11 protein-coding genes and 1 other RNA gene are annotated in these 10,857 nt (G+C 66.4%); 10 read left to right on the forward strand and 2 right to left on the reverse strand.

Annotated elements, in window-relative coordinates; translation table 11 throughout:
- Nucleotides 1-691: 691 nt before the first annotated feature.
- From QNO00_RS09130 to QNO00_RS09150, 5 genes are all read left to right on the forward strand, one after another.
- The gene (locus tag QNO00_RS09130) at nucleotides 692-1,378 is read left to right on the forward strand and encodes a GNAT family N-acetyltransferase (RefSeq protein ID WP_284024340.1); all 687 of its coding nucleotides are present in this window, start codon (nucleotides 692-694) and stop codon (nucleotides 1,376-1,378) included.
- A 7-nt stretch (nucleotides 1,379-1,385) separates the two neighbouring features.
- Nucleotides 1,386-1,481, forward strand: an RNA gene (ffs, locus tag QNO00_RS09135) — signal recognition particle sRNA small type.
- Nucleotides 1,482-1,559: 78 nt separating this feature from the next.
- On the forward strand, nucleotides 1,560-4,607 hold the full coding sequence (locus QNO00_RS09140; protein ID WP_284024341.1) for a DNA polymerase III subunit gamma and tau: 3,048 nt from the start codon (nucleotides 1,560-1,562) through the stop codon (nucleotides 4,605-4,607).
- 96 nt (nucleotides 4,608-4,703) lie between these two features.
- Nucleotides 4,704-5,300 carry a recombination mediator RecR gene (recR, locus tag QNO00_RS09145; RefSeq protein WP_229966657.1) on the forward strand — a complete coding sequence of 199 codons (597 nt, stop codon included), beginning with the start codon at nucleotides 4,704-4,706 and terminating at the stop codon, nucleotides 5,298-5,300.
- Nucleotides 5,301-5,532: 232 nt separating this feature from the next.
- Nucleotides 5,533-6,819, forward strand: a complete 1,287-nt coding sequence (locus tag QNO00_RS09150; RefSeq protein WP_229966656.1) for an aspartate kinase — start codon at nucleotides 5,533-5,535, stop codon at nucleotides 6,817-6,819.
- Nucleotides 6,820-6,835: 16 nt separating this feature from the next.
- Here QNO00_RS09150 and QNO00_RS09155 read toward each other — a convergent pair whose 3' ends face one another.
- Nucleotides 6,836-7,150, reverse strand: coding sequence for a hypothetical protein (locus QNO00_RS09155; protein WP_284024342.1), 315 nt, complete (start codon nucleotides 7,148-7,150; stop codon nucleotides 6,836-6,838).
- 172 nt (nucleotides 7,151-7,322) lie between these two features.
- A complete protein-coding gene (locus QNO00_RS09160; RefSeq protein WP_229966654.1) occupies nucleotides 7,323-7,538 on the reverse strand; it encodes a hypothetical protein in 216 nt (71 codons plus the stop codon).
- Nucleotides 7,539-7,621: 83 nt separating this feature from the next.
- Here QNO00_RS09160 and QNO00_RS09165 point away from each other — a divergent pair, with 83 nt between their 5' ends.
- The 5 genes from QNO00_RS09165 to QNO00_RS09185 all read left to right on the forward strand — a co-directional run bounded on the left by QNO00_RS09165 (nucleotide 7,622) and on the right by QNO00_RS09185 (nucleotide 10,759).
- On the forward strand, nucleotides 7,622-8,119 hold the full coding sequence (locus QNO00_RS09165) for a MarR family winged helix-turn-helix transcriptional regulator (RefSeq protein ID WP_284024343.1): 498 nt from the start codon (nucleotides 7,622-7,624) through the stop codon (nucleotides 8,117-8,119).
- A 105-nt stretch (nucleotides 8,120-8,224) separates the two neighbouring features.
- Nucleotides 8,225-9,205, forward strand: coding sequence for a 3-methyladenine DNA glycosylase (locus QNO00_RS09170; RefSeq protein WP_502863288.1), 981 nt, complete (start codon nucleotides 8,225-8,227; stop codon nucleotides 9,203-9,205).
- Nucleotides 9,148-9,693, forward strand: a complete 546-nt coding sequence (locus tag QNO00_RS09175) for an SRPBCC domain-containing protein (protein ID WP_229966652.1) — start codon at nucleotides 9,148-9,150, stop codon at nucleotides 9,691-9,693. Before QNO00_RS09170 ends, QNO00_RS09175 begins: the two co-directional genes overlap by 58 nt.
- Before the next feature lie 31 nt (nucleotides 9,694-9,724).
- Nucleotides 9,725-10,201 carry a hypothetical protein gene (locus QNO00_RS09180; RefSeq protein ID WP_284024344.1) on the forward strand — a complete coding sequence of 159 codons (477 nt, stop codon included), beginning with the start codon at nucleotides 9,725-9,727 and terminating at the stop codon, nucleotides 10,199-10,201.
- Between the two features lie 147 nt (nucleotides 10,202-10,348).
- Nucleotides 10,349-10,759, forward strand: coding sequence for a hypothetical protein (locus tag QNO00_RS09185; protein ID WP_284024345.1), 411 nt, complete (start codon nucleotides 10,349-10,351; stop codon nucleotides 10,757-10,759).
- Nucleotides 10,760-10,857: the final 98 nt, after the last annotated feature.

Consider the following 10,857-nt stretch of genomic DNA (forward strand, 5'->3'; position numbering starts at 1 on the left):
TGCACTAAATTCGAAACCAGCTAAAAAAGTCCTCCCAACCCACGGGGTGGGCGGAAGAACCAGTTCAACCAATTAAAATAATTGGTATCAATAAACTTGGCACACTATTGAGTTCTCAAACAACAGATGCATCCGAAATACTCGGAAAAACAATTGAATGTCTTTCTTTTCTCTTCGCTGCAGTGTTTCTTTATTCTATTTCATCCGGACTGTTTTAGCAATTCGGTATATTCCGAAGACTGCTTCATTTTGTCCGGAGAAACCCACGCCAAATCCCCGGCTTTCCGCTCCCGGGCTTCTCAGCGCAGGATGGATCACCAGGATGTTTTTGGTGTGGTGTGGCCGCCATGCTCGTGAAGTTTTCCAACTCCCGGCCGCGGCGACTTAGAAGACTCTACACAGGTTTGGCCGGGCCCGCAAATCGCCCCGGGAGCCTCCCGGCAAGCCGATCCGTGGACCTTTCGGCACCCCGGGGCAGGGTGTCTGTTCCTATCTGCCGGGCACGCTGCCTGGCCGTGCTTACCGGGCAGGGTGTCCCTATAAGGGTTACTCACGGCAGGGTTGCCCACCCCACGGCAGTGACGCGCCCTTATGTAGGGAGATGCAGGGAGGTTGTTGGCGTCGGAGGTTGGCACTATGGAGAGGAAGCACCGAAATAGAGGGAGAGCATCGAGAGACGGGAAGGCTGGTCATGACCGCGGCGCGCAGACGACGAACATCCGGCCCCCCTAAGCTGCCCGTCCTCAGCAGCCCTCGGCCTTCCGGCGTCGAGGCGACAGCCGGCGGAGCCATCACCGCGGCGACCCGCCCCCGGGTGACACTCCGGGCCTTCACGGCCGCCGACGTCGTACTGGTGCAGTCGGCCTCGCAGGATCCGTTGATTCCCCTGATCACTTCGGTTCCCTCCACCGCCGGGCGCGATGAGGCGCTGGCCTTCATTGAACGGCAGCATCACCGGCTTGCCAGCGGCGCCGGGTGGTCCTTCGCCGTCGCCGATGCCGCCACCGGCGTCGGCGTGGGCCAGATCGGGCTGTGGCCGGGCCAGTCGTCGCGCCGGACCGGGAACCCCGACACGATCGGCTACTGGATCGGTCCCGACCACCGGAATCGGGGATACGCCGGCGCCGCCCTGGCGCTGCTGACCGACTGGGCGATGACGGTCCAGCAGATGCCGCGGATCCACCTGTATATAGAGCCGTGGAACGAGGGCTCCTGGCGGACCGCCGAAAAGGCCGGCTATCGAAGGGATGCGCTGCTGCCGTCCTGGCAGAAAGTGGGCGCCAAGTGGCGGGACATGTACCGCTACATAAGGACGGGAAATGAGGGCGCCGAACCGCCTGAAACCGGTGCCCGCAAAACCGGTCCAAAAATCGGGTAGACTGGTTCGCGGCCCCTCATGTGGTGTCATCCTGTGAACTCCCCCAGGACCGGAAGGTAGCAAGGGTAAGCGGGCTCTGGCAGGTGCATGAGGGGTCTTTAATTTTTTCAGGACCAACTGGTTTTCCCCGCCCCTGGCGCCGGGATGCAAACCGTCAGTGCCAACCGATAGGGTTCTATCTGTGAGTACAGCCCTTTACCGCCGCTACCGTCCCGAGAGCTTCGCGGATGTGATCGGGCAGGAGCACGTCACGGAGCCGCTGATGGCGGCCCTCTCGAAAAACCGCGTTAACCACGCCTATCTCTTCTCCGGCCCGCGCGGCTGCGGCAAAACCACGTCCGCCCGCATTCTGGCCCGCTGCCTCAACTGCGCCGAGGGCCCGACGCCGGTCCCCTGCGGCAAGTGCGACAGCTGCGTCGAGCTGGCCCGCGACGGCTCCGGCAGCCTCGATGTCCTCGAGATCGACGCCGCCAGCCACGGCGGCGTGGACGACGCCCGCGATCTGCGGGAACGCGCCACCTTCGCTCCGGTCCGCGACCGGTACAAAATCTTCATCATCGACGAGGCCCACATGGTCACCCCGGCAGGCTTCAATGCGCTGCTGAAGATTGTCGAAGAACCGCCGGAACACATCAAGTTCATCTTCGCCACCACGGAACCGGACAAGGTGATCGGCACCATCCGGTCCCGCACCCACCACTATCCGTTCCGGCTGGTTCCGCCCGAACCGCTCCTGGCCTATCTGGACCGGCTCTGCCAGCAGGAAAACGTTCCGGTGGCTCCCGGCGTGCTGTCCCTGGTGATCCGCGCCGGCGGCGGCTCGGTCCGCGACTCGCTGTCGGTCCTGGATCAGCTGATGGCCGGTGCCGGACCCGACGGCCTCGACTACGAGCTGGCCGTCAACCTCCTGGGCTACACGCCCATCTCACTGCTCGACGACGTCGTCGACGCCTTTGCTGCCGGCGATTCCGCCACCGTTTTCCGGGCGGTGGACCGCGTGATTCAGACCGGCCAGGATCCCCGGCGTTTCGTTGAGGACCTGCTGGAACGGTTCCGCGACCTGATCATCGTGCACGCCATGCCGGACAGCGCCGCCGCGGTGCTGCGCGGCATGCCCGAAGACCAGATCAACCGGATGAGCACCCAGGCCGCACAGCTGGGCGGCGCCGAACTGTCCCGGGCCGCTGACATCACCAATACGGCGCTGACGGAGATGACCGGAGCCACCTCCCCGAGGCTGCATCTGGAACTGCTGTGCGCACGCATCCTGCTGCCGGCCTCCGACCAGACCGAACGCGGCACCGCCGCACGGGTGGACCGCCTCGAACGGCGCCTGAGCTACGCCGGCGACAGCACCGAGGCGGTCGGCCGCGCCGCCGCCGCATCCTCGCCCGTCGAGTCAATCCCCGCCGGACGCCCGACGATGACGCCGGAGACTCCCGCTGTGGTGGCGGACGCACCGTCAGCTCCGGCTGCTTCCTCGCCCGCTCCGGCCGCTGCAGAGCCTGTCCCCGCGGTTCCCGCCGGTGCGCCTGCGGGCACGGCGCAGGACAGCTCTCCCCTGGACTGGGGCGGAACCTGGGCCACCGCCCCGGAACCGCAGGCTTCTGCACGCCCCGCAGCGGCAGCCCCGGCGTCGGCTCCGGCCTCAGCCCCGGCGTCGGCTCCGGAACAGAACCGCCGTCCGGCCGCATCCGGACCGGAACGCCCGCAGGTTTCCCAGCCAGCATCCGCCGCGCAGCCGTCCGCACAGGCTAACCAGCCCGCGGCCAACGGTCCGGTCCCCGCAGGTTCGGGTGCCGCTCCGGGTGCCGCTCCAAGCGGCGGGCAGATCGAAATGATCCGCCGCGCATGGCCGGAAATCATGGATGCGCTCACCGGAATCCGGCGCGCAACGTGGCTCAACGTCAGCAAGAATGCCAGCCCCAAGTCCTTCGACGGACGAATCCTGGAACTGGCCTTCAGCAACCAGGGCGCTGCGACCAACTTCAACCGCCCGGATCATCTGGAAAACCTTCGAAAAGCGGTCAGCCAGGTGCTCGGCGTGGACTGCCAAGTCAACGTGGTGCACGACAGCTCAGCGGCAGCGGGTGAGTCGGGCCCAAAAGCAGGTAGCCGGCTAACCCCGGCGCCGGCTTCCGCACAGGTCCAGGCTCCGCCCCAGCAACAGTCCGTCCAACCGCAGTCCGCAGAGCAGCACTCCGCGCAGCCGCAGTCCGCACAAGCGAATTCCGCGCAGAAGACCTCTGCCGTCGCTCCGGTCGCGGCTGCATCCAGGCCGGCTCCGGCTGCTCCTGCCCCCGCGGCACAGCCGTCTCCTTCGGCATCCGCACCCGCACCCACACCCACTGCTCAGGCGGCTCCGGCCGCATCGGCTTCCCCTGCACCGGCTGCATCCCCGGCCCGCGACGTGCAGGGTGCCGCACCCGTTGCCTCCGGCCCGGCAGCTGCCGCCGCCCTCAACCGGCGCCGCGGCCAAAGCAACATGCCGGATTCCGCCAGCCAGGCGCCCCGCAACGAACGGCAGTCCGCGCCGCAGCCCGGCCGTGCCCGCAAGGCCGCCCCGGGCGGCCCCCTTCCCGAGGACTGGCAGCAGGAACCCCCGGAGGATCCCTATGCCGGCGGTCCGGAAAGCAATGCCTGGGAACAGGCCGAGCCGCCCGCAGACGTGTACTCCGCAGGCCATTTGTCGGACACCGAGTGGGCTGCCACGAACTGGGCGGGAACCGGGTCTTCACCGGCACGCCAGGGCGCGCGCGAAGCACAGGGAACTTCGGCCCGCGGTGACGCGGTGGCACCAGGCACTGCTGCCGCTGCGCCCTCAGGGCCGAAAGCCGCGGCAGGGCCAGGCCTTCCGGGCGTTTCCTCGGCGCCAACCGAAGCCGGCAGGCCGGCAGCGGCTCAGGGGGGCCCGCCGCAGGCCTCCGCTGCTCCAGCTCCGGCTCAGCCACAGTCGCGGCCCCAGCAGCCGTCCCAGCCGGCGCCGTCGGCCCCCGCCCCGAACGGAACCGGCCGACCGCTGAGCCGCTACCAGAAGCTGCTGAATGAAGCTGCCCAGCGCGGCGTCCCGGCAAACGGCTCCGCCGGGCGCGGCAACGTAAACTTGGTGGAAGACGTCCCCAGCGCAGATGACATCAGGCTGGAAGATTCAGGGCTGGTGGGCAGGAAAGCCATTGAGCGCATTTTGGGCGGCCGGCTGATCGAGGAACGCAGCCTCGACGGCCGCTAACCCCACTCGTTCCGGATCTGCGGCCGGCGGAACCGCCCGCCGGCCGCAGATCACCAGCACAGCCACAGCGCACATCTATCCAGCAGAGAAGGTCACGTGTACGAAGGTGCCGTTCAGGAACTCATTGATGAGCTCGGCAGGCTCCCGGGCATCGGGCCCAAGTCTGCCCAGCGCATTGCCTTTCACATCCTGGAGGCGGATCCGGACGACATGCGGAAGCTCGCGTCCTCCATCGTCACGGTGAAGGACAAGGTCAAGTTCTGCAGCATCTGCGGCAACGTGACGGAGCAGGAAACCTGCACGATCTGCCGCGACACGCGCCGCGACCCGACCATGATCTGCGTGGTGGAGGAGTCCAAGGACGTCATTGCGGTGGAGCGCACCCGATCCTTCCGCGGCCGGTACCACGTGCTGGGCGGCGCCATTAATCCCATTGCCGGAATCGGTCCGGACCAACTGCGCATCCGCGAACTGCTGAGCCGGCTGTCCGATGAGCAGATCTCCGAAATCATCATTGCCACCGACCCCAACCTTGAGGGTGAAGCAACAGCCACCTACCTGTCCCGGATGCTCAAGACCCTGGGCATCAACGTCACGCGGCTGGCCTCGGGCCTGCCCGTGGGCGGAGACCTGGAATACGCTGACGAAATCACGCTCGGCCGGGCCTTCGAGGGCCGCCGCAGCATGTCCTAGCGCTCACGGGCAGCCTTCCGGCCAGCCGCCGGAACCGGCAGCGCAGCACGTGACGTTAAGTGCATAAGTCCGGAACATTTCGGCCCGCCGCGACTCCAACGATAGACTTTTGCTGATCGGCCACAGTATCCGTGGCCCGGCTTCCCGGCACACCCCGGGGAAGAAAATCACATGCACCGCGCCGAAGATGTCGCCGGGCAGCAACCGGAAGTAATTCAGAGAGCGTGTACGCATGAGCCTGATAGTGCAGAAATTCGGCGGTTCCTCCGTGTCGGACGCCGAAGGCATCAAGCGCGTCGCCAAGCGGGTCGTTGACACGCATGCCGCCGGCAACGAGGTCGTCGTGGTGGTCTCTGCCATGGGCGATTCCACCGATGAACTTCTGGACCTCGCGGGACAGATCACCACCGGCGGAAATGCCCGGGAAATGGACATGCTCCTCAGCGCCGGCGAACGCATCTCGATGGCGCTGCTGGCCATGGCCATCAACGAACTCGGCGGCTCCGCCCAGTCCTTTACCGGCAGCCAGGCCGGCATGATCACCGACGCCATCCACGGCAAGGCCCGCATCATCGATGTCTCGCCGCACCGGATCAAGACGGCCATCGAAAAGGGCGACGTCGCCATCGTCGCCGGGTTCCAGGGCATGAGCCAGGACAGCCACGACATCACCACCCTGGGCCGCGGCGGCTCCGACACCACCGCCGTCGCGCTCGCCGCCGCGCTGGGCGCGGACGTCTGCGAGATCTACACCGACGTCGACGGCATCTACACGGCCGACCCGCGCGTCGCACCGTCAGCCCAGAAGATCGACACGATCTCCAGCGAGGAAATGCTGGAAATGGCCGCCTCCGGCGCCAAGATCCTGCACCTGCGCTGCGTGGAGTACGCCCGCCGCTTCGGCGTCCCGCTGCACGTGCGGTCCTCCTTCAGCCAGCATGAGGGAACCTGGGTCCTGCCCAGCCCCGATGACAAGATCAAGATTCAAGAGGGAGAACCCTTGGAACAGCCCATCATTTCCGGTGTTGCACACGACCGCTCAGAGGCCAAGGTCACGGTGGTCGGCGTTCCCGACATTCCCGGCAAGGCCGCAGAGATCTTCGGCATTGTGGCCGGCGCCAACTCGAACATCGACATGATCGTCCAGAACGTGTCGACCCAGGGGTCGGGCCGGACCGACATCTCCTTCACGCTGCCGATCATTGACGGCAAGGACGCCATCGATGCATTGAACGCCGCCAAGGAAACGGTCGGCTTCGACACCATCGACTACGACGAGCAGATCGGCAAGCTCTCGCTGATCGGCGCCGGCATGCGGTCCAACCCGGGCGTTTCGCACCGGTTTTTCCAGGCGCTGCACGAAGCCGGAGTGAACATCGACATGATCTCCACCTCCGAGATCCGCATCTCCGTGGTCACCGACGCCAAGCTGCTGGACACGGCGGTGCGCGCCGTCCACGCTGCCTTTGGGCTCGACGGCGACGACGAAGCCACCGTGTACGGCGGCACCGGGCGCTAGGGAAGGTTGTGGCCGGTCAGGTTTCCGGCGCATTCAGCGGCGGCCGGCCCGAGTAATACGGATAGATCACTCCCGGATTGGGCGTCACGGGTTTTGCTTCGATCCTCCGGACGCCGTAGTGGTGCCCCTGCTCGTCCGTTTCCACATTTATTGCCTGCAGCTGATTGTCGATCTCAGCTTCCAGGCTGTCGTGCCGGTGGATGACGGGACGAGGCGAAGCTTCACGTTCCGGAGGTCCGAAGAACCCGAAGGCCAGCCTGTCCAGTGCTCCCAGCACGGAGTGGCGCCGGCGGGCCGGGCCGGAAGTGGGTTGTTGCTTTTCGTCGCTCATGGGATTTCCCCCTGTGCGGTTGAACGAGTGTGTGCGGTTGAACCGGGCTGCCCGCGCCGCGACCAAGCGGCGCGGCCGGGTGACTGTTTTCTGATGAATTAACGGTACGCGGCCGGCAGATGCGTGAACCCGGGCGACGAATAGTTTTTTCGTTGAGGGCGGCGATCCGCGCTCAGTCCGGCTGGCGCGGAAGGATGTAGGAGCTGCCGTCGGCGCGCTTGACGGTTTGCCACTGCGCCTTTTCCTGCGCCTGCTGCTCCTTGAGCAGTTGCTGGTTCTCCTCTGTCATCGGATGATCCAGGGAACTGGTCTGCGCGGGACCGAAAATCAGCCGCACCTTGCCGGTGGTCCGCATGAATTTCGAAGTAAAGCTCTCTTTGTCAGCCATATCCCGCACCTTTCCACAGCGACTTCTCCTGCTGCCATAGTACGCTAATCATTAGTGCACTAATGATTAGGAAAAGTTGGGATGTGGAAACAGTGGACCAGACTGACGAGGACCTCCTGTTGGAGCATCAGCTGTGCTTTGCCCTCTCTGTGGCTTCCCGGAGCGTTGTCGGCGCCTACAAGCCGGTCCTGGAAAACCTGGGACTCACCCATCCGCAGTACCTCGTGATGCTCGCGCTCTGGGAGCAGAGTCCGCGCAGCGTCCGCAGCCTCGGCGGCGCCCTCGCCATGGACCCGGCCACACTGTCGCCGATGCTGAAGAGGTTGGAGGCAGCCGGCCTGGTGGCCCGCAACCGCGCGCCCGGAGACGACCGGTCCCTGGCCGTCGACCTGACGGAGACCGGCCGGGCGCTGCGCCAAAAAGCCGCTGCCGTGCCGGGCACCATGATGGGCCGGCTGGGCCTGACCCGGGCACAGGTGCAGGAACTGAACGGCACCATGCGTCAGCTGATCACTGCCGCGCAGACCGCCGCGGCCAGCCCCGAACCGAGCCGGCCCGGGAACAAGCCGGCCGGGGTATAGGCCGGCTGGGTTAGGCGGTTGGGTTAACTGGTTGGTCAGGCTGCGCATGCCTGGCCTCCGCCTCCGTTGCACGACAGCGGCGCCGGCACGCGGGATAATGGGTTGGTGAGCCCTACCCGATTTTCCGCCGTGCTGGCCGAGCACCAGTGGCTGCCGCTGAGCCGGCAGCACCGCGAGCGCGTACAGCCCTTTGTGGACGGTTTCCTCGCCCGCCGTTCGGCGGGACGGAAGCACCCGGTGGAGGATTTCCTCTTTACCTATTACTCACAGAAGCCGGGGCAGCTGCTGCGCTGGCATCCCGGGGCCGGCGTCGTCCTGACCGGACCGGCGGCTGCCGAGCGCACGGATTGGAAGTTCCACCGCACGCTGACCGCGGCGGAACTGGCCAGCGCGGGGCTCGACGCCGGCACCACTGCCGTCACGGTCGATCTGGCTGCGTTCACCGAAGCACGGGGCAGCACCGTGGACTTCACCCGAATGCTGCTCTCCCGCACCGCCGCCCGGAAGCCCTCGCTTGGCTGCTTCGGTTTGCACGAGTGGGCCATGGCCTACAAATCCGAAACCAACGGCATCCGGCATGACTACCTGCAGCTGCGCCTGGGCGCACAAGGGACCGACGAGCTGGTGGAGAAGAGCCGGATCCGCTGCACCCACATCGACGCGTTCCGGTTCTACACGCCCCAGGCCGTGCCGCTGAACGAGCTGACGCCCACCCGCGAGACCCAGCCGGATCTGGAACAACCCGGGTGCCTGCATGCCAACATGGACCTGTACAAGTGGACGTACAAACTGGTGCCGCTGCTGCCCAGCGACCTGGTGATGGATTGCTTCGAGCTGTCCTGGCGCATCCGGGAGATGGACATGCGCGCGTCCCCCTATGACCTGGAGGACTGGGGCTACACCCCGATCCCGGTCGAGACACCGGCGGGCCGCGGACTATATGCTGGCGCCCAGCGCGACTTCAGCGCGGAATCACAGCAGCTGCGGGCCCGCATCCTGGGCCTGCTGGAACCTCTTCAGGAGCAGCCGTGCAACCAGAACCCACCGGTCGGATCCACCGCACCGGACCCCAGGCCTACGACCTGACGTTAACCCGAAGCTTCACCGCACCGCCGCCGGTGCTGTGGCACAGCTTTGCCAACCCGGTCCGGGCCGCGCAGTGGTTCGGGCGCTGGGAGGGCACGCCCGTCCGGGGCGGGAGCCTCGACCTGCAGATGCTGTACGAGGACGGACTTCCCTGGAGCCGGCTGCAGATCGCCGAATGCTCCGCGCCGGAGTTGCTGCGCCTGCTGGTCGAGGACGAATACGGCAGCTGGGACCTGGAAGTCCGATTTCAGGAAAGTTCCGGCGGCACCCGGCTGGACTTCATCCACCATCTGGATGACCCGCTGGCCGCGGAGAGCGTTGGGCCGGGCTGGGAATACTATCTGGACCGGCTGGCCGCCACTCTTACCGGCGGCGCCGTTCCCGAGTTTGACGATTACTACCCCGGTCAGGGTCCGTATTTCCTGGCCCAGGCGCGGGCAGCCGCGGATTACAGTGATCCTCCGGGGACTGGCGGCGGGACTGGCTAGGCTGGGACCACCCTATCTGGAGGTCTCACTCATGTTCCGTCCCCCGTATCGAAGCCTGCTGATCGTGGCTGCGGCCGCCCTTGCCCTCACCGGGTGCGGCGACTCGGCCGGCTCCGCGCCGTCCGATTCACCTTCCCCGGCGTCCTCCAGCGCGGCTCCGTCCTCTCCGGCGGCCACGTCGCTGACCGTCGAGTTCAGCCCCAAGGGGACCGAGGTGCAGGACACCTACACGCTGGAGTGCGAGGGCGCCGCGCCGGCGGGCAGCTCCGCCGCGCCCGATCCGGCAGCTGCCTGCGAGGTGCTGGCAGCCCAGGGGGCCGATCTGTTCGCTCCCCCCAATCCCAACCTGGCCTGCACCCAGATGATCGCCGGGCCGCAGCGGGCGCAGGTGAGCGGCACGCTCAACGGCGAGAGCGTGGACCGCGGCTTCTCGCTCGCGAACGGGTGCGAGATCGGACGCTGGGAAAGCCTTGCCGGCCTGCTCGGCCCGGCCGAGGGGCCGCTGTAGGGACCAGGGCCGCAGGCCTGGGGCTCCCGTGACGGCCCTGCCTGCGGACTTGTCACGGCTCCGTCGCGTCCGTAAACTAGGTAAGCATACTTACTATCTTTCCGGGCGACGGAGTTTACCGTCCGGATGCGAACCGGAGGAACGATCTTGTCAACGCAAGCGAGACCGGAAGGCGCGGCAGAACCCGCGCCGGAAACCTACGTCCCGTGGTGCACGCACTGCAGGACGGACGACTACCTGATTATCGAAGCAGTGGAACCTGCCATCGGCGAAGACGCCGCTGAGTTCCTGGAAATCAGCTACACCTGCTCCGAGTGTGACCGCTTCTACGGTCACCCGATCCGGCACTCCCCGCTGTGGGCCCGCCGGATGAACAGCAACAGCACGGACGCCCAGTATCTGCACTGCGGTGAGCCGATGCAGCCGAAGGACACCGCGTCCGTGTCGATTTTTGAACCCGTCTACACCGGGGCTGACGCGGTTGCCGTTCCGGAGGTCCAGCTCGACACCACGGTGCTGCGGTGCCGGTGCGGCTTCCAGATCGGCGTACCTGCCTGATCCGGTTGCCCGCCTGATCTTGGTGCGGGCCAGCCGCTCCGCGCACCGGTTTGCGGACGGACGAACGACACGAAAGGACTGCCAGGCCAAACGCCGCT

It is taken from the genome of Arthrobacter sp. zg-Y1219 (assembly GCF_030125545.1).
GTDB lineage: Bacteria > Actinomycetota > Actinomycetes > Actinomycetales > Micrococcaceae > Arthrobacter_B.

What these genes read in the sequence shown, in the direction of transcription:
- QNO00_RS09130 (WP_284024340.1), top strand. Translation starts at nt 692, where the DNA reads ATGACCGCGGCGCGCAGACGACGAACATCCGGCCCCCCTAAGCTGCCC.
- QNO00_RS09150 (WP_229966656.1), top strand. Translation starts at nt 5,533, where the DNA reads ATGAGCCTGATAGTGCAGAAATTCGGCGGTTCCTCCGTGTCGGACGCC.
- QNO00_RS09155 (WP_284024342.1), bottom strand. Translation starts at nt 7,150, where the DNA reads ATGAGCGACGAAAAGCAACAACCCACTTCCGGCCCGGCCCGCCGGCGC.
- QNO00_RS09160 (WP_229966654.1), bottom strand. Translation starts at nt 7,538, where the DNA reads ATGGCTGACAAAGAGAGCTTTACTTCGAAATTCATGCGGACCACCGGC.
- QNO00_RS09180 (WP_284024344.1), top strand. Translation starts at nt 9,725, where the DNA reads ATGTTCCGTCCCCCGTATCGAAGCCTGCTGATCGTGGCTGCGGCCGCC.